The organism is Neptuniibacter sp. QD34_54 (assembly GCF_047778055.1).
Lineage (GTDB): Bacteria > Pseudomonadota > Gammaproteobacteria > Pseudomonadales > Balneatricaceae > Neptuniibacter.
This window is the reverse complement of the sequence record NZ_CP180546.1, coordinates 888,009-904,870: the sequence shown is the minus strand read 5'-3', so window position 1 is coordinate 904,870 and position 16,862 is coordinate 888,009. Positions and strand designations below refer to the sequence as shown.

The following is a 16,862-nucleotide window of genomic DNA, read 5'->3' as shown; positions in this document are numbered from 1 at the left end:
CTTATAGGTCAAAGCCGTCGAAATCACCTTCATCCACCTCGTTGTCGATCTGACCTACAAGGTAAGAGCTGATCTCCGCTTCCTGCGGTGCCACTTGAACGTTGTCACTGATCAACCACGCATTCATCCACGGCAGTGGGTTTTGACGTGATGGGAAGATCTCTTCCAAGTTCAACGCTTTCATACGTACGTTAGTTATGTACTCAACGTAGTCAGATAGGATCTGAGCGTTAAGACCGATCATCGAACCTTCACGGAACAGGTACTCAGCCCAATCTTTCTCTTGTTGAGCTGCTTCTTTAAAGATGGCGTAAACCTCTGGTTCACACTCTTTAGCAATCTCTTTAAAGACTGGATCATCAGCGCCAGATGCCATGATGTTTAGCATGTGCTGCGTGCCCGTTAGGTGCAGCGCTTCATCACGGGCGATCAGTTTAATGATCTTAGCGTTACCTTCCATGATCGCACGCTCTGCAAAGGCAAAAGAACATGCAAAACTTACGTAGAAACGGATCGCTTCTAGTACGTTGATAGATACTAACGTTAGGTAAAGTTTCTTCTTAAGGTTACGCATAGACGTGTCGTAAACCTTGCCATCAACCGTATGTAGACCTTCACCGTGAATGCTGTAAACACTGGATAGGTTGATGAACTCATCGTACAAACGTGTCACAGAATCCGCACGGCGAATGATCTCTGGGTTTGTCACGATCTGATCGAATACTTCAGACGGTTCAGTAATGATATTACGAATAATATGCGTGTAAGAGCGGCTGTGAATCGTTTCACTAAACGCCCAAGTCTCGAACCATGTTTCCAACTCGGGTATAGACACGACTGGTAGAAAGGCAACGTTAGGTGAACGCCCTTGAACAGAATCAAGTAGCGTCTGGTACTTCAAATTGCTCAAGAAAATATGCTTTTCGTGCTCCGGCATATTCATAAAATCTTTACGGTCAGTCGATAGATCGACCTCTTCTGGACGCCAGAAGAACGACAGCTGCTTTTCAATCAGCTTTTCAAAGATTGGATATTTTTGTCTGTCGTAACGAGCAACGTTTACGCTTTTGCCGAAAAACATCGGCTCTTTAGTTGCATCGTGAGTACTGTGACTGAACGTAGTGTACGCCATCGGAGTGTTCGTTCCTGAAACCTGGATAAATCTAATTATATTGCCTGACACATTGTGACAGGCGCTTTACTCTGAGTGGTCAGTGGATTGCGGCAAACCTATTACAGTTTGCACGCACCACCTTCACAACCACCGTCATCTGCTTGGTCAGAAGCACCATCACGGGTGTTATGGTAATAAAGGGTTTTAACACCGTATTTGTAAGCCGTAAGCAGGTCTTGAAGAAGCTGCTTCATTGGTACTTTGTCGTTCGGGAACAACGCAGGATCGTAGTTAGTATTTGCAGAGATGGACTGATCCACAAACTTCTGCATGATACCAACAAGCTGTAGGTAACCAGTGTTGTTTGGAATATCCCAAAGCAGTTCATACTGGTCGCGCAGCTCGGTGTAACCCGGAACAACCTGCTTCATGATGCCATCTTTACTCGCCTTAACCGATACGTAACCACGTGGTGGCTCGATACCGTTAGTCGAGTTAGTGATCTGTGAAGATGTTTCACAAGGCATTAGCGCTGTTAGAGTACTGTTGCGTAGACCAAACTCTTTGATGTCTTCGCGTAGTGTTTCCCAGAAGTAGTGCAATGGCTCTTCACAGAACTCATCTACTTCACGCTTATAAGTGTCGATTGGTAGCAAGCCTTTCGAGTAAACAGTCTCGTCAAACTTAGGACAAGCACCACGCTCTTTAGCTAGCTCGTTAGAGGCTTTCAGTAGGTAGTACTGAACCGCTTCAAATGTTTTGTGTACTAGGCCGTTTGCGGAACCATCGGAGTACTTAACGCCGTTCTTCGCTAGGTAGTATGCGAAGTTAGTCACACCAACACCTAGAGGACGACGATTCATTGTCGATGTATGCGCTGCTGGGATTGGGTAATCCTGATAATCCAATAGGTTATCCAACGCACGAACGATCAGATCAGCTAGGTTATCTAGCTCATCTAGGTTCTCTAGGGCACCTAGGTTAAACGCAGACAGCGTACAAAGTGCGATCTCACCTTCTGGATCATTCACATGCTGCAACGGTTTAGTTGGCAGTGCGATTTCCAAGCAAAGGTTAGACTGCTTAACAGGTGCAACAGCCGGATCAAATGGGCTGTGCGTATTACAGTGGTCAACGTTCTGAATGTAGATACGACCCGTCTGCGCACGCTCTGCAGCAAGGATACCGAACAGTTCAACCGCTTTGATTTTCTCTTTACGGATGTTTGGATCGTTCTCGTATTGAACGTATAGACGCTCAAACTCATCTTGATCAGCAAAGAAGGCTTCGTATAGGCCCGGCACTTCGTGTGGGCTGAACAATGTGATTTCGCCGCCTTTGATCAAGCGAGTGTACATTAGCTTGTTGATCTGTACGCCGTAATCAAGGTGACGTACACGGTTCTCTTCAACACCACGGTTGTTTTTAAGAACCAATAGAGATTCAACTTCTAAGTGCCAAATTGGGTAGAACAGCGTTGCTGCACCACCACGCACACCACCTTGAGAGCATGATTTAACCGCTGTCTGGAAGTGTTTATAGAATGGGATACAACCTGTGTGGTACGCCTCACCATTACGGATTGGGCTACCAAGTGCACGAATACCACCGGCGTTGATACCAATACCTGCACGCTGAGATACGTATTTAACAATCGATGCAGATGTTGCATTGATCGAGTCTAGGCTGTCACCTGTTTCAATCAGTACGCATGAGCTGAACTGACGCGTAGGTGTACGCACACCTGCCATGATTGGTGTAGGCAGAGATAGCTTAAATAGAGAAGTCGCATCGTAGAAACGCTTAACGTAATCCAAACGCGTTTCTTTCGGATAATCCGCGAACAGGCAAGCTGCCACTAGCATGTAAAGAATCTGTGGGCTTTCGTAAACTTCGCCAGTTACACGGTTCTGGACAAGGTACTTACCTTCCAGCTGTTTAACCGCAGAGTAAGAGAAGTTCATATCACGTTTGTGATCTAAGTAGTCGTTAAGAACGCCCCACTCTTCTTCTGTGTAGTCTGCGATTAGATGTTTGTCATATCGGCCCGCTTCTACCTGTGTTGCAACATGTTGATACAGGTGTGGTGGCTCGAATTGACCAAATGCACGCTTGCGCAAATGGAAGATAGCCAAGCGAGCAGATAGGTATTGGTAATCAGGTGCATCTTCTGAAATTAGATCGGCAGCGGACTTGATTAGAGTCTCGTGGATATCGAAGGTTTTCATACCCTCGAAGAACTGTAAGTGAGCTTTAAGCTCAACTTCTGACGGTGATACTGCGTTTAATCCTTCTGCGGCCCAGATTACAACTTTGTGGATCTTTTCTAGATCAAGCTGTTCTTGCCGACCATCCCTTTTCGTAACCATCAGATCTTGCTGCATGCGACCTTCCAAATAACACTCAGATATATTTGTAATTATGATCCTGCTTTTAGCCCTGAATTTGCCGTTAAAATCTGGCAAAAGCACGAAAAATAACGCGATCATGCGGGCTGCAGGTTTTAGACTCTACTCTGTCAAGAGGCACAACATGTGGTGCTTCAAGTCATTCAAGACACTAAATATAGTGATATAAGAGGTGAATGCAACTCTTGATTTTGGACTTTTTAGAGTGTAGGCGAGCCCTAAAAAACAGCGAAAACATTGATTTGGCGGGGCTTTCAGGGGAACTAATTATTTTTACCGCAATCCAACTTTTTTTTATTTTTTTGACCCATCGCAAGTCGTCCAATTCCACGCCAAATTTTGGTGCAAATTTAAAGCGCAACGTACGCTTTTGAGCAACACTCCCTGAGTACCGTTCTACAACAAAATCCTGTATGATTTGCAGCCAATTTTAAGCTTAAAGCAGAGGTAGCCTAAATGCGTCTAGCAGAAATGGAAGCAATTGCTCTGAATATTGGTCTTGCAGTATTTGCTGGTTTCATATTCTTTATCATTTACGATCTAGCAAAAAAATCCAACGCCGGTAAATTCGGTACTGCCATTCTATTTTTTGCCTTAGGCTTGGGCTTAGCTGCCTTTTTGGTAAAAACAGTTGTTGTGGAGATGATGGGCGGAGCCGCCTAATCATCCTCATATCTAATCCGGTTTCGATTCTTTTAACGTTTTCTCGTTGATATGTTCCAACAATCCAGAACTCGCATCTACAACATAAGCCTTACCGAAACCTACGACATAACGTCCCTGCTGCGGTTTTAATCTAAACAAATGAAAATCTGGCAGGGAACGTAACATCCCCACAACGTTCCCAAACTTCCCTTCTAAATCATCCAGCATGCTCTGATAGGCATCATCTTGATTATCAACCTGTTCGGATAAACAGCTATAGATAAGACGCTCACGCGCAAAGATATTCTGCGACTGTTCTTCATCAGTAATAAACATCACGGAACATTCATTGTTAACTAACAAACTCTGGGTATGCGCTGCTAACTCACTAATGAAAATATAAAAGCTCCCCTGCTTATCCTTCACATAGGGCGCATAACTAATTTCAGGGAACCCTTCGGCACTCAGAGTCGACAGCAACAAGGTCTTCTTACTTTCCTGTAATTGTTTGCAGGCTTCATCTGGTGCTGCTTGGCCTTCTTTATGCTCTGACATAAGGTCCCCTCGTATTCACTCCAAAGTCGTACAGTTTCTAACCATTTATTTCTTCAGACTGGAAAACACCAGCCGATAACTAAAATACAACAGTTATGCGAATCATAGCTATACTGGCAGTACTGGTAAGGTGATTATCATGGGCGATTCAAAAGTGCTTATTCGTCATCCCGATGAGTTCCCAATCGAACTCAAGCTCCAAGAGACCCATTCGGTTTCTACACTCCCCTCTTCACTCCAACTTATCTGTCACTCACCTACGCCATTCCATTTGGGTGAGAATATTCAAATCAAAATTCCTAGCATTGCTGAAAATCTAGAGGTTTATGGCGTTATCCAAAGCTGTGACAACACCCCTCAGGGTTATGAACTAGGAATAACCTTTAACAACTCTGACGCGCTTATACGTATTCGTATGTTAGAGCAGCTTTGTTATATACAACGCTATAGGAGTCATGTGCTGAATGAAGAGGGCCGCGAGCTCTCAGATCAAGATGCAGCGCTTGAATGGATTGGAAAATACGCACACCTTTTTCCAACAACAAATTAAAAGCCTCTCTGCTAAGAAGCCGTTATAATGCATCTTTCTGACTTTTATGGATGACTACAAAGATGCAACAGAAGAGCGTACAGGTCGCAGATTTTGAAATTGCCAACGACAAACCGATGGTGCTATTTGGCGGCATGAACGTATTGGAATCCCGTGATTTAGCCATGGAGATTGCCGAACACTATGTCACTGTTACTGAAAAGCTAGGCATCCCTTATGTTTTTAAAGCATCGTTCGATAAAGCAAACCGCTCTTCCCTAACCTCTTTCCGTGGTCCCGGTTTAGATGAGGGTCTTAAGATCCTTCAAGAGATCAAAGACACATTCAAAGTGCCTTTGATTACTGATGTGCACGAGCCATTCCAAGCAGCGCCTGCTGCCGAAGTCTGCGATATCATCCAGCTTCCAGCTTTTCTGTCACGTCAGACAGATCTGGTAGAAGCAATGGCTAAAACCGATGCAGTTATCAACATTAAGAAAGCACAGTTCCTAGCGCCACAAGAGATGAAACATATCCTGCACAAGTGTGAAGAAGCAGGTAACGATCGTCTGATCTTATGTGAACGTGGTTCTTGCTACGGCTACAATAACTTGATCGTTGATATGCTCGGCTTCTCTATCATGAAAGAGTTTGGCTACCCCGTTATGTTTGATGCAACCCACGCTCTACAAATGCCCGGGGGCCGTGCCGATTCAGCCGGTGGACGCCGCGCACTTGCCGCCCAACTTTCTCGCGCAGGCTTATCTCAGGGCATTGCCGGTCTATTCTTAGAAGCACACCCTGATCCAGAAAAAGCCAAATGTGATGGCCCTTGTGCGCTACCATTAAGCACGCTTGAAGCATACCTAACACAGATGAAAGCCGTGGATGATCTAGTCAAAAGCTTCCCTCCTTTAGATACATCTATCTGAAGCTGAACAACCTAGTCCTAGGAAGTTTTCCTATATCAAAGCTTCCTAGGCGTTATAAATCAAAGTGTTCCAATAAAAAGTAGCAAAATAGTGCTAACCAAGAAGGCTGGCCTTGTCTATGATATGCACATGGATAAGGAATAGGATCAGTCTTTATGAGCGACTCGCCAGAAACTATTTATGATGCTTTACAAGAAGGGACTCTCCTTGGGCCAGAGCATCATCGTTTTAAACTTATCAAACACAACAGTCCTCATCCGTTTGGACAACTATGGCAAGCGGAAGATGTTGGCGTTGCAGGCAGCCCTTTAGTTACCCTGCTTATTCTTAATCCCAATTTCCTTAAACAAAATAGTTTTGCCGAAAATATCAAAAAGCATGCAGCGCTCAGCAAGCAACTGCAAAACAAGCATATAGCGGAATGCTATGGTTTCTTCAGTCATAAAGGTGGGCTACTTTTCCTTTCCTACGAAAAACTTGATGGCCTGACCCTAGCGGCCCTCATTAAAAAAGGTAATTCACTTCAGCCCAATCAACAGCTGGGTCTGATCAGACAAGTTGCTTATGCTATAGATATGGGCTTTCAAAAGTTACGAAAGCCACATGCCTGTTTGGATAGCGAAACGATCTTTATCAACCGTAAAGGCGGGGTAAAACTAACACTCTTTGCCGTACGTGAATGTTATGAAGCGATTGCGGCTTTTAGCAAAGAGCCTTTCCATTACCAGCAATACCAATCGCCCGAAGCTTTTCACCCTAGTCAGTTAAGCCGCAAAACCGACGTATATTCTTACGCCTGCATTTTGTATGAGTTATTTACCGGCAAACCTGCTTTTAAAAGTACCGAAGGGGAAGCAGATAGAGTTCGTAAACAACTAGATCAACCTTCTGGATTAGATAATGAACAGTGGGAGGTTCTCCAAAAAGCGCTTTCAACCGATTTAGAAGAGCGTCCACCTAACTGTACAGAGCTTGTTAAAGCCCTCTTCCCTCCACAAACAGAAGACGAGACTGCGCCTGCCGAATCTGAAAGCACAGAAGATGGCGAAGCTACAACCGACGCTTCGGTAAACGATGATACAGAGAGCGAAGAACTTACATCAGAAGAGAGCAAGCCTTCTTTAAAAGATAAACTTAAGGTCGGCTTAAAGTTGCCTAAAATACCTAAAACAGCGATCTATACCATAGCAGGCTCTGTGCTGTTTATTAGTGGCTACCTGCTTGGTTGGTTTATCTCTGACTTCATGAACTTCAAAGAGAAAGACTTTCAGGCTCTGCAAATCAAGAAGCAGCAAGAAGCCTTACAGCAAATGTACGATTCTTTACAAGCTCAACAAGAGCTTCACAACAATCAGGAAAAAGAGCTTCGCTCGCTCACAATAAGCAAAGCGGTTCTAGAACATGATTTAGAAGCGGCCTTGAAAAAACTCAACAATCAAGAGCCAGATGAACCGGGACAGCAATTATTTAAAGATCAGATATCCGACACCCTATATGGTCCAGATATGGTCGTACTGCCTTCAGGAAACTTCCGTATGGGCGACCAAGCGGGCATTGGTGACGATAATGAAAAGCCTGTGCATGTTGTCACTATCAAAAAGCCATTTGCCCTTTCTCGATTTGAAGTGACCTTTGCCGAATATGATGCCTTTGCCAAAGCGACCCGCAGAGCCCTGCCCGATGACGGTGGTTGGGGGCGAGGTAATCGCCCTGTGATCAACGTAACTTGGCGCGATGCTGTTGCTTATACCAGATGGCTCAGTGGTGAAACAGGTCAGCCTTATCGCCTTCCGACAGAAGCTGAATGGGAGTATGCAGCTCGAGCTGGCAGCTTAACCACTTATTGGTGGGGAAATGAGCTAAAAGAAAATATGGCTGCTTGTGCAGGCTGCGGAAGTCAATGGGATGGTCAACAAACAGCACCTGTCGGTAGTTTCCCTGCCAACGAATGGGGACTTCACGACATGACCGGTAACGTTGATGAGTGGGTTGCAGATTGCTATCTCGAAAACTACGCTTCTGCACCTATAGACGGATCAGCTTACCAGGAGAGAGCTTGTAAAAATCGGGTTATGCGTGGCGGTTCTTGGTTTGAGATCGAGCGTTTAATTAGACCTGCCAGTCGCTACCGCCACCCGATCGATTCTAAACGCAATAGCTGGGGCTTCCGTGTTGCTTTAGATCTAGACTAGAACAAGTTTCAGGCTTAACTGCTCAGCCTCAGTTAAGCCTGGCGTTGCCTTAATGGAATAAAGATTCAGGGACAATATTGATATGAACAAACGCCAATCATACCTGTGCTTGCTTATAGCGGGCCTTCTACCATTCACTGCGCAAGCAGCGGACGCTCTTCAAATCAGTTCAGAGCAACGCAAGTCACTTAATCTAACGCTGTATAACCAAAACTTGGGTTTAGTTAGAGAAACACGCCAACTTCCACCACTACGTACAGATCAGAAAATCACACTGGAAGATGTCAGTGAACAGCTTCAAGTCGAAAGCTTGCGGATTGATAATGCAGGAAAAATTTTAGAGCAAAACTTAAATACTAATCTGCTAAACCAGCGCAATTTGCTGAAACATTATGTAGGTAAGCAGCTGCAACTAGCGCGCTTAAACCCTGTCTCAGGCCAAGAAGTTATTAGTCAGGTGGAGTTGCTTAACATGGACGGTAACCGCGCTCTGATTAAGCGCAACAACCGTTTTGAAAGTATTCCGCTTAATAATCAGTGGCGATTCATTTTCCCTAGCCTACCGCCACAGCTATTGAGCAAGCCAAGCGTAAACTTCCGCACCGCTGGCACATCGAAGTCACAACTCTCTCGTATCAGTTATCTGACAGGCGGTTTGAATTGGGGAATGGACTACGTTTTAACCCTGAATGAAGCAGGTAATAAAGCCTCCCTAGACGGCCTTGCTAGTTTAACCAACAATACTGGTGCGGATTACAAAGACACACAAATATCTCTCGTTGCAGGCAGCCTAAATAACCCTGGCAGCAATCGCCATGCAGAGATGCTTCAGGCCGATTTTGCAGTCGGCGCGATGGCTCGTTCAGCGCCTAAAACCATGGCACAAGAGAGCTTAGGTGACTTCCACCTATTCGATCTCCCTCGCAAGGTAGACTTGCTAAATGGGCAAGTAAAACAGGTATCTTTCCTTACAGCCAAAGAGATCCCTGTAGCACGTAGCTATAACTATGAATTCTTGATCTACCCAACCTTGGAACGCAATCAGCATCGAGTAAAACCTCAACTGACGTTGACCTTTAAAAACGATAAAAAGAGTAATCTAGGTACGCCATTACCTGCTGGTAAAGTTCGCACGTTTACCCCTGACAGCAAAGGCTCATTGCAGTTTGCCGGGGGCGGTAACATTGGACATACTGGTGAAAACGATGAGGTTAAGATCCAGCAAGGAAAAGCCTTCGATGTATCTATCCACCGTAAGCAAACGCATTTTAGTAAGACCTTTAACGGCTTTATGGTTGCGCAGGAGCTGAAAATCAGTAACAGCCGTACCACCGCCGCAAAATTAGAAATGACCGGTAATTTCCCGCTACAATGGGCGATGAAAGAGAGTAGCCACCCATTTGAAAAAGTGATGGGCGGCAGTGCGCGCTGGAAATTGGAAGTACCTCCTCAAGGCGAAGTAACTCTGAAATTTAAAGTTCAAATGGAAAAACGATAACACTTTGCCCGATTCATTTTGTGAAGGCTGTGGTCTAGCAACTCCCTATTGCTGCTGCAGCCAAATTACACCTCAAGGTAGCCAATTAAAGTTAGCATTGCTGCTACACGAAAATGAGCCGCCACGTCCAACAACCACCAGCAAGATTATCCAAAAGGTTTTGCCTAACAGCTCAATCTATATCTGGCAACGTACCGACCCGCCACAAGAGTTAATCGATCGCATTCAAGATAAGAATACCGATACTTGGCTGCTATTCCCTGCGGACCGCCCCGAGCTTATTAGTCGAAGCAAGAAATTCACAGGGAGTACACCAGATAGAAAAACTCTGATCATTATTCCAGACGGTACATGGAAGGAGGTACGTAAGATCGTTCGCAAAAGCCCGTGGCTATCCGACTTACCATTACTGGCGTTCGATCCAGAAACGCCAAGTCGTTACGACCTACGCCGCAATCCTGATAAAGACCATCTCTGTACGGCAGAAACCGTCACAGAGCTGTTAAAACTCAATAATGAAAACAGCGCCGCAGACGAGTTAGATCGAACCTTTGAGATCTTTATGACTCAATACAAACGATCTAAACAGAACTAGCCGACCAATAGTTAAGGAGAATATGGATGCCAATCACCGGTGAATGTTTTTGTGGCGAAGTGACATACCGTATTGATGGCCATTTAAAAGACGGCCGATCCTGTCATTGCTCCCGCTGCCGCAAGTTATTTAACGCCCAAGCTTCTGCAGTTGCTTTTGTCGAACCGGATCAGTTCAAGTGGACAAGCGGAGAATCCCTCTTAACCTCATACACTAACCAACAAGGTTACGGCGTAAAGTTCTGCAAAAAGTGCGGGTCAACCTTGTGTACCGTACACAACGATCAGGTATTACAAGTTACTTTAGGTTGCGTAAATGGTGACCCTGAGATCGATATTGGCCAACACATATATGTAGGCTCAAAAGCGCGCTGGGAAGTTATGCCTGAGGGCGTTTCTCAGTTTGAAGCCGCCCTAATAAAATAGATAAATAACATCGTAGTTAATACTGAAATTTCCATCGTAGTCATAACTTTGATAGCTTAAACAAAACCTCTACAAAGGCGTTATCCAAAATGGATTTAAAGGATAAACAGTCAACCAAGAAACAGCCTTACCCAATTCTGGTTATAGGAGGCTACGGTAACTTTGGTAAGAAAATCACTGAAACATTGGCGAAGGAAGCCAATATCCGAGTGATTATTGCTGGTCGCAATGAAGGAAAAGCGGAAGCTTTAGCTAAGCAGTTATCCACGACCGCCATAAACCCGCTTAAAACCTTAGCACTCGACATCAACTCTGCTGATATCTCAGACCAGTTGAGTATCAGCACTGCCAAGTTAGTTATCCACACATCAGGCCCATTTCAAGCACAAGGGTATAATGTTGCTGAAGCCTGCATCGATGCAGGTATTCATTATATTGATCTTGCCGATGGACGATTATTTGTTGAAGGCTTTGAAAGCCTAAATGATCAAGCACAACAGCAATCCGTAATTGCAATCACAGGGGCAAGCAGTGTCCCCGGTTTATCTTCCGCTGTTATCGAGCACTACAAATCGCGCTTCAAAGTTTTACAAGAACTCAACTACGGCATCGCCCCTGGAAATCAAACTGAACGTGGAGAAGCGACGGTTAAAGCCATTCTTAGTTACAGCGGCTTGAACTTCAAACGTTGGCGAGACAACCGCTGGCAAGATGTAAGAGGCTGGCAGAACACGCATCGACATAAATTCCCGTCCCCCATAGGCAGCCGCTGGTTGGCCAACTGCGACATCCCTGATCTGACTCTTTTTCAGCAACGCTATCCAGGGTTAGAGTCGATCCGTTTTTATGCAGGATTAGAGCTGAGCTTTTTACATTTAGGCTTATGGAGCCTTTCCTATCTCCCTCGCTTTAAATTTATTAAAAACCTTGCGCGTTATTCACGCCCTTTAACCTTGATAAGCACTTGGGTGCAACAATTAGGATCTGATGTGGGCGGCATGTATATGGAACTCAAAGGGCTGAACCACAAAAATGAACCTCAACGCATTATATGGAATCTAATTGCCGAGAGTGGCGATGGGCCTTACATTCCAACGATTGCCTCAATTATTCTGGCGAAGAAAATAGCTAAGGGTCAGTTGTCAGAAACTGGCGCGCAGGCTTGCGTAGGTTTATTTACACTTGAGGAGTTCACAAAGGAAGTTGAAAACTGGGATATCCACCAACAGGTTTTAGAAAATGACTGAACAAAGTCCAACAGAGCCACAACTCCCTCCCTATATGGAGAAGCATGACAAAGTCATTCTATTTGATGGAGTTTGTAAACTCTGTAATGGCTGGGAAAATTTCATTATCAGTCATGATAAAACTCGCCAATTCAAACTCTGCTCAGTGCAATCTGAGCAGGGGCAGGCCATTCTCGAACACTTTGGATATCCCCGTTCATTTTACGAAACCATGCTCTATGTCGAAGGTGAACAATGTTTTGAAAAGAGCGACGCCTTCTTAAATATCGTCGCGCAGCTTGGCTACCCTTGGAAAGCACTTAACCTCTTTAGAATACTACCCGCCGCTTTACGTAACTGGTTGTACGATCGAATTGCTCTGAATCGCTACAAACTCTTTGGTAAGTATGATTACTGCCGCCTTCCCTCTCCCGACTATCAAGGTAGATTTCTGGATGACCACTAATTTGATTTGCCGCCTAACTTTGGGTGTACTGTTTATCTATCACGGTTTAGTCCCAAAAATAATTTGGTTAAGCGAAATAGAAAAGCAATTGGTAGAAGCGGGAGGTTTTACTAGAGAGGATGCAACATTTCTATCACCCGCGGCGGGGTCCGCTGAGGTTGTTTTAGGCTTGATGATTATCTTTTTAAGAAAGCACCTATTCCCAGTATATTTGGCAGCTTTCTCTTTGGTCGGTTTACTGGGTTTTGTTGCAGCAGTTCGCCCCGATTTACTCATAGAAGCATTCAACCCCGTTTCCACTAACCTGATGGGGCTGGTATTTTGCTATCTGATTATCCGCAGCAATTCAGAACGAACCTACTAAAGTTGAGACTGGTTAGCCTGCCACTGCTTTACTAGCTCTTGATTAGGTTCTTGATCTAGCTCGCCATCGGTATAGATATCGACCAAGCGACGAACAGCAAGTTGATGCGCCTGCTCGGCTGCTTGTGTGTAAAACTTTAACGCCTTGGTCGGGTCAGGTTGAAAATAATGTTCAAAACCCTCTTCAAAGATTTTACCCATTTGATACTGCGCTTTTGCATCACCTTTTTCCGCCGCCTGCTGGATGTAAATCCCTCCCTGAATGCGGTTTTGTACGCCATCTCCACGGAAATGCAGTAAATGCCCATACACAGACAATGCACGTTTATGACCGTTATCGGCCGCAAATCGAAACAATTTCATCACAAAGTCATGCTTCTTCTTGGAACGCTGTTTTATCGATGAGCGGAACAACGCATAAGCGATAGCAAAAATAACAGGCGCTAGAAGTCGATTAAATGCACGCATTATAAGACCCTAAAAAGGCAATTGAGATCGTGAAAATAATACCATCATCGGCCCTAAAGATTGTAAATATCACCAAACATAGAAAAAGCCTTGATCAGCGCAGCAATTCTGAGATACAACTTCTAGACTTGATAACGAATAAAAGACGCGACATATATTCATTTTAGATATATCGCCTAATAAAAAGGATTAAACAGGGTAGCAGAATGAAGATTTACGAAGATAACTCCCTCACTATTGGTAACACTCCGCTCGTTCACCTTAAGCGTTTTGCTCCAGGCCTGAATATTTTCGGAAAGATCGAATCTCGCAACCCAGCTGGCTCCGTAAAATGTCGTATCGGCGCAAACATGATCTGGTCTGCTGAAAAAAGCGGTGCCCTAAAACAGGGTATGACCATGGTTGAGCCGACTAGTGGTAACACAGGCATTGCACTAGCTTTCGTTGCAGCGTCTCGTGGCTACGACATTGTCTTCACTATGCCTTCGTCTATGAGCCTTGAGCGCCGTAAGATCATGAAAGCACTAGGTGCTGAAATTGTTCTGACGGAACCTGCTAAGGGCATGAAAGGTGCGATTGATAAAGCACAAGAGATCGTGGATGCGAATCCAGATACTCACATGATGCTACAACAGTTTGAAAACCCGGCTAACCCAGAAATCCACGAAAAAACAACAGGCCCAGAGATCTGGAACGACACAGACGGCCAAGTGGATATCCTAGTCGCAGGTGTAGGTACAGGTGGTACGATCACTGGTACTTCTCGTTATATCAAAAACACTCAAGGCAAAGCGATCACATCCGTTGCGGTTGAACCTGTTTCTTCACCAGTTATTACACAGACGATTAACGGTGAAGAAGTTAAACCATCTCCGCATAAGATTCAGGGTATTGGCGCTGGCTTTGTACCGAAAAACTTAGACCTAGAACTAGTTGATCAGGTTGAGCAGGTAAGCAACGAAGATGCTATTGAAACAGCACGCCTGCTAATGGAAAAAGAAGGCATCATGGCAGGTATCTCTTGCGGTGCTGCGCTATGTGCTGCACTTCGCGTTGCGCAACAGCCTGAAAACAAAGATAAGAACATCGTTGTTATCCTTCCAGATTCTGGCGAGCGTTACCTATCTTCAGCTCTGTTTGAAGGCATGTTCACCGACAACGAAATGGTGCAATAAGTCTTACTAAAAAGTTCACATAAACGAAAAAGCCAGCATCATAGCTGGCTTTTTTATTAACTAATTTGCAGATCAATTTAATATTTCACGAATCTTTTCATGAGAAGGAAATTCATCTAAGTGTTCGACCTGTATTTTCCGATCACTTGTTTTAATGACATTGAACCAAGACGCCTTTCTTTGCTTACCTTTATAGCATCCATCAATTTCGTAATTTTCCCCATCAACGGTGACAACCGCGATTGCTCTGGTCCTCATATTGGGCTGCATAATATCGACTCTTTTTAAAAGCATACCCTTAAGCTTAGCCCAACATCAGTAAAGCTGCTTAATTATCAGCCAACGATTCTAAAAAGGACACCGATGGAGCAAACAACGAGTGCCCTGTTACCGCTCGAGTATATTTTAGAAGGTGATCGGTATGACCATGGCCATCACCCTTGATCATGCTTTGCAGCATCAGTGTAAAGTTTTCCGGTGTACGGCAGTAACTAGCGAAAAGTAACCCGCACGTCTGAGTATCACCGTAAGGCATACTATGTCTGAGTATTTCGATGGAGTTGCCATCAGCATCTTTCAGAGAAGTCCGTTTGGTATGCGCTGTGAGTGCTTTTTCTGAGGATGGGTACTCAATATTATCCGCTTTAGTTCGCCCGACAGTATCTTCCTGCAGTTTAGTAGGCTGCGCGTTCCAGAATGGCATATTGTGCTCATAACGTTGGATATGAATATAAGAACCACCACTAAACTGGGCATCCTCTTCACCTACAACCGCCACACTGACTCGGTTATCTCCTTCAGGGTTTTCAGTACCATCGACAAAACCAGTAAGATCACGCGAATCCAGATATCTAAATCCTTCGATTTCTTCCACCAGCGTTACCGCATCAGCTAGCTCCTCTCGAAGCTTCTGCGCGACTAAAAAGTTAAGGTCTTTCCCTTGGGACCGGATATGAAAAAATAGATCTACAGGTGTATTAGGTGCAACGTTCTCACCATTTTCGAAATTTGGGAATGGCTTAAGAGCACTCGGTGCAGGTCCAATCTGCAGCTGAGACCAATAGTGGCTACCGATCGCTGCTACGATATGAATCTCGCCATCTGGATAGCTTTGGTTAAATTCACGCTCAAGGCCAGGTACTTTTGCTAAAAGCTGCTTTACCCTGCTTAACGCATCAGCTGTTCGAGTTTGATTAAACGTCAGAAAAAGAGCAAACGGGCTTGCCTCTGCAATCACACCCTTTTGATACTGCACCATAACAATGTCCTCAAAATCCCTCGATAATTACCATCACAGTATAGAGAGATCTTGCCTCTGCCAACATTGATTTAAATTGATCGCTTCAATAGATCTTTTAAATAGAGCTGTAAAAATATTATGTGAGGGAATTTTCAGCAATATTCAAAGTCACACTTAAAACACGCTTTTAATGAACAGTAGTGAATGATGATAAATAAATTCTTGGCAACAGCCTGCCTATGGCTTTTCAGTACCCTAGCTATTGCAGCCCCAAGTGCCGAACTTTGGGATTTTTGGCTTAAACATGATCAATCAAGCACAGCCACTATCGACCATTCTGCCTGGGACCGATACCTGCAACGCTATGTTAAGCGCTCTTCTGATGGCATCAATCTGATCAACTACGCCAATGTATCTTCAGCAGATAGAACTGAACTTAAAGCTTATCTTCAACGCTTAGCTGCTATTAATATTCATCAATACAACCGCGCTGAACAGCAAACTTATTGGATCAATTTATATAACGCGCTGACGGTCGATGTGATTCTCGATCATTACCCCGTAAAGTCGATTCGGGATATCGATATTTCACCGGGCTTTTTCAGCGATGGTCCGTGGAAAAAACAACTTCTGGCAGTGAACGGGAAACAAGTCAGCCTAGACGATATTGAACATCGTATCCTTCGCCCTATTTGGAAAGACCCACGCATCCACTATGCCGTTAACTGTGCATCAATCGGCTGCCCCAACCTTCAACCTCAGGCCTTTACCGCAGACAATAGCGAACAGCTTCTAAATCAAGGCGCGAAGGATTATATAAACCACCCTCGAGGCGCACGCTTTGAAGGTAATGACCTGCACCTTTCCAGTATTTATAAGTGGTTTAAAGAGGATTTTGGCAACAGCGAAAGTAAGCTGATCGAGCACCTAAAGCAATACGCCAATGCTGATCTAAAAGAGAAACTGAAACACGCTACAGAGGTTTCAGGCTATCACTACGACTGGAATCTTAATGAGATTGGTAGATAAAT

The 16,862-nt window shown here is 44.6% G+C and carries 18 protein-coding genes; 12 read left to right on the top strand and 6 right to left on the bottom strand.

Going from position 1 to position 16,862, the window contains the following annotated elements; translation table 11 throughout:
* Nucleotide 1: 1 nt before the first annotated feature.
* The gene (gene nrdB / locus ACMXYP_RS03890) at nt 2-1,132 is read right to left on the bottom strand and encodes a class Ia ribonucleoside-diphosphate reductase subunit beta (protein ID WP_415883700.1); all 1,131 of its coding nucleotides are present in this window, start codon (nt 1,130-1,132) and stop codon (nt 2-4) included.
* A 101-nt stretch (nt 1,133-1,233) separates the two neighbouring features.
* Nucleotides 1,234-3,498, bottom strand: coding sequence for a class 1a ribonucleoside-diphosphate reductase subunit alpha (gene nrdA, locus ACMXYP_RS03885; RefSeq protein WP_415883699.1), 2,265 nt, complete (start codon nt 3,496-3,498; stop codon nt 1,234-1,236).
* Nucleotides 3,499-3,978: 480 nt separating this feature from the next.
* Between nrdA and ACMXYP_RS03880 the strand changes: the two genes are divergently transcribed.
* The gene (locus tag ACMXYP_RS03880; RefSeq protein ID WP_415883698.1) at nt 3,979-4,185 is read left to right on the top strand and encodes a DUF2788 domain-containing protein; all 207 of its coding nucleotides are present in this window, start codon (nt 3,979-3,981) and stop codon (nt 4,183-4,185) included.
* 12 nt (nt 4,186-4,197) lie between these two features.
* Here the strand turns inward: ACMXYP_RS03880 and ACMXYP_RS03875 are convergent, their stop codons facing one another.
* Entirely contained in the window at nt 4,198-4,722 is a 525-nt protein-coding gene (locus tag ACMXYP_RS03875) for a HugZ family protein (protein ID WP_415883697.1), read from the bottom strand.
* Between the two features lie 139 nt (nt 4,723-4,861).
* Between ACMXYP_RS03875 and ACMXYP_RS03870 the strand changes: the two genes are divergently transcribed.
* The 9 genes from ACMXYP_RS03870 to ACMXYP_RS03830 all read left to right on the top strand — a co-directional run bounded on the left by ACMXYP_RS03870 (nt 4,862) and on the right by ACMXYP_RS03830 (nt 12,949).
* The gene (locus ACMXYP_RS03870) at nt 4,862-5,272 is read left to right on the top strand and encodes a hypothetical protein (RefSeq protein ID WP_415883696.1); all 411 of its coding nucleotides are present in this window, start codon (nt 4,862-4,864) and stop codon (nt 5,270-5,272) included.
* Between the two features lie 62 nt (nt 5,273-5,334).
* Nucleotides 5,335-6,183 (top strand): 3-deoxy-8-phosphooctulonate synthase, encoded by an 849-nt coding sequence (kdsA, locus tag ACMXYP_RS03865; protein ID WP_415883695.1) that lies wholly within the window; start codon nt 5,335-5,337, stop codon nt 6,181-6,183.
* Between the two features lie 155 nt (nt 6,184-6,338).
* Nucleotides 6,339-8,375 carry an SUMF1/EgtB/PvdO family nonheme iron enzyme gene (locus tag ACMXYP_RS03860; RefSeq protein WP_415883694.1) on the top strand — a complete coding sequence of 679 codons (2,037 nt, stop codon included), beginning with the start codon at nt 6,339-6,341 and terminating at the stop codon, nt 8,373-8,375.
* A gap of 82 nt (nt 8,376-8,457) precedes the next feature.
* On the top strand, nt 8,458-9,873 hold the full coding sequence (locus ACMXYP_RS03855) for a DUF4139 domain-containing protein (RefSeq protein WP_415883693.1): 1,416 nt from the start codon (nt 8,458-8,460) through the stop codon (nt 9,871-9,873).
* A 4-nt stretch (nt 9,874-9,877) separates the two neighbouring features.
* The gene (locus ACMXYP_RS03850; RefSeq protein ID WP_415883692.1) at nt 9,878-10,468 is read left to right on the top strand and encodes a tRNA-uridine aminocarboxypropyltransferase; all 591 of its coding nucleotides are present in this window, start codon (nt 9,878-9,880) and stop codon (nt 10,466-10,468) included.
* Between the two features lie 26 nt (nt 10,469-10,494).
* Nucleotides 10,495-10,893 carry a GFA family protein gene (locus tag ACMXYP_RS03845; protein ID WP_415883691.1) on the top strand — a complete coding sequence of 133 codons (399 nt, stop codon included), beginning with the start codon at nt 10,495-10,497 and terminating at the stop codon, nt 10,891-10,893.
* 89 nt (nt 10,894-10,982) lie between these two features.
* The gene (locus ACMXYP_RS03840; protein WP_415883690.1) at nt 10,983-12,140 is read left to right on the top strand and encodes a saccharopine dehydrogenase NADP-binding domain-containing protein; all 1,158 of its coding nucleotides are present in this window, start codon (nt 10,983-10,985) and stop codon (nt 12,138-12,140) included.
* Nucleotides 12,133-12,585, top strand: coding sequence for a thiol-disulfide oxidoreductase DCC family protein (locus ACMXYP_RS03835; RefSeq protein WP_415883689.1), 453 nt, complete (start codon nt 12,133-12,135; stop codon nt 12,583-12,585). The genes ACMXYP_RS03840 and ACMXYP_RS03835 overlap by 8 nt, the downstream gene beginning before the upstream one ends.
* Nucleotides 12,575-12,949, top strand: coding sequence for a DoxX-like family protein (locus ACMXYP_RS03830; RefSeq protein ID WP_415883688.1), 375 nt, complete (start codon nt 12,575-12,577; stop codon nt 12,947-12,949). The genes ACMXYP_RS03835 and ACMXYP_RS03830 overlap by 11 nt, the downstream gene beginning before the upstream one ends.
* Here ACMXYP_RS03830 and ACMXYP_RS03825 read toward each other — a convergent pair.
* Nucleotides 12,946-13,416: a tetratricopeptide repeat protein gene (locus tag ACMXYP_RS03825; protein ID WP_415883687.1), complete on the bottom strand. Its 471-nt coding sequence runs from the start codon at nt 13,414-13,416 to the stop codon at nt 12,946-12,948. The genes ACMXYP_RS03830 and ACMXYP_RS03825 overlap by 4 nt on opposite strands.
* A 206-nt stretch (nt 13,417-13,622) precedes the next feature.
* Here ACMXYP_RS03825 and cysK point away from each other — a divergent pair, with 206 nt between their 5' ends.
* Complete coding sequence (cysK, locus tag ACMXYP_RS03820) at nt 13,623-14,591, top strand: cysteine synthase A (RefSeq protein WP_415883686.1); 969 nt, start codon at nt 13,623-13,625, stop codon at nt 14,589-14,591.
* A 72-nt stretch (nt 14,592-14,663) separates the two neighbouring features.
* Here cysK and ACMXYP_RS03815 read toward each other — a convergent pair whose 3' ends face one another.
* Nucleotides 14,664-14,849, bottom strand: coding sequence for a hypothetical protein (locus ACMXYP_RS03815; protein ID WP_415883685.1), 186 nt, complete (start codon nt 14,847-14,849; stop codon nt 14,664-14,666).
* 70 nt (nt 14,850-14,919) lie between these two features.
* Nucleotides 14,920-15,849, bottom strand: a complete 930-nt coding sequence (locus ACMXYP_RS03810; protein ID WP_415883684.1) for a Dyp-type peroxidase — start codon at nt 15,847-15,849, stop codon at nt 14,920-14,922.
* A gap of 186 nt (nt 15,850-16,035) precedes the next feature.
* Between ACMXYP_RS03810 and ACMXYP_RS03805 the strand changes: the two genes are divergently transcribed.
* On the top strand, nt 16,036-16,860 hold the full coding sequence (locus ACMXYP_RS03805; RefSeq protein ID WP_415883683.1) for a DUF547 domain-containing protein: 825 nt from the start codon (nt 16,036-16,038) through the stop codon (nt 16,858-16,860).
* The last annotated feature ends 2 nt before the right edge of the window (nt 16,861-16,862 follow it).

Bases quoted from the DNA above. Each gene is read 5' to 3' on its own strand.
- ACMXYP_RS03875 (WP_415883697.1), bottom strand. From the start codon at position 4,722: ATGTCAGAGCATAAAGAAGGCCAAGCAGCACCAGATGAAGCCTGCAAA.
- kdsA (WP_415883695.1), top strand. From the start codon at position 5,335: ATGCAACAGAAGAGCGTACAGGTCGCAGATTTTGAAATTGCCAACGAC.
- ACMXYP_RS03855 (WP_415883693.1), top strand. From the start codon at position 8,458: ATGAACAAACGCCAATCATACCTGTGCTTGCTTATAGCGGGCCTTCTA.
- ACMXYP_RS03805 (WP_415883683.1), top strand. From the start codon at position 16,036: ATGATGATAAATAAATTCTTGGCAACAGCCTGCCTATGGCTTTTCAGT.
- ACMXYP_RS03815 (WP_415883685.1), bottom strand. From the start codon at position 14,849: ATGAGGACCAGAGCAATCGCGGTTGTCACCGTTGATGGGGAAAATTAC.
- ACMXYP_RS03860 (WP_415883694.1), top strand. From the start codon at position 6,339: ATGAGCGACTCGCCAGAAACTATTTATGATGCTTTACAAGAAGGGACT.
- ACMXYP_RS03825 (WP_415883687.1), bottom strand. From the start codon at position 13,416: ATGCGTGCATTTAATCGACTTCTAGCGCCTGTTATTTTTGCTATCGCT.
- ACMXYP_RS03835 (WP_415883689.1), top strand. From the start codon at position 12,133: ATGACTGAACAAAGTCCAACAGAGCCACAACTCCCTCCCTATATGGAG.
- ACMXYP_RS03870 (WP_415883696.1), top strand. From the start codon at position 4,862: ATGGGCGATTCAAAAGTGCTTATTCGTCATCCCGATGAGTTCCCAATC.
- nrdA (WP_415883699.1), bottom strand. From the start codon at position 3,498: ATGCAGCAAGATCTGATGGTTACGAAAAGGGATGGTCGGCAAGAACAG.
- ACMXYP_RS03830 (WP_415883688.1), top strand. From the start codon at position 12,575: ATGACCACTAATTTGATTTGCCGCCTAACTTTGGGTGTACTGTTTATC.
- ACMXYP_RS03810 (WP_415883684.1), bottom strand. From the start codon at position 15,849: ATGGTGCAGTATCAAAAGGGTGTGATTGCAGAGGCAAGCCCGTTTGCT.
- ACMXYP_RS03880 (WP_415883698.1), top strand. From the start codon at position 3,979: ATGCGTCTAGCAGAAATGGAAGCAATTGCTCTGAATATTGGTCTTGCA.
- ACMXYP_RS03840 (WP_415883690.1), top strand. From the start codon at position 10,983: ATGGATTTAAAGGATAAACAGTCAACCAAGAAACAGCCTTACCCAATT.
- nrdB (WP_415883700.1), bottom strand. From the start codon at position 1,132: ATGGCGTACACTACGTTCAGTCACAGTACTCACGATGCAACTAAAGAG.
- cysK (WP_415883686.1), top strand. From the start codon at position 13,623: ATGAAGATTTACGAAGATAACTCCCTCACTATTGGTAACACTCCGCTC.
- ACMXYP_RS03845 (WP_415883691.1), top strand. From the start codon at position 10,495: ATGCCAATCACCGGTGAATGTTTTTGTGGCGAAGTGACATACCGTATT.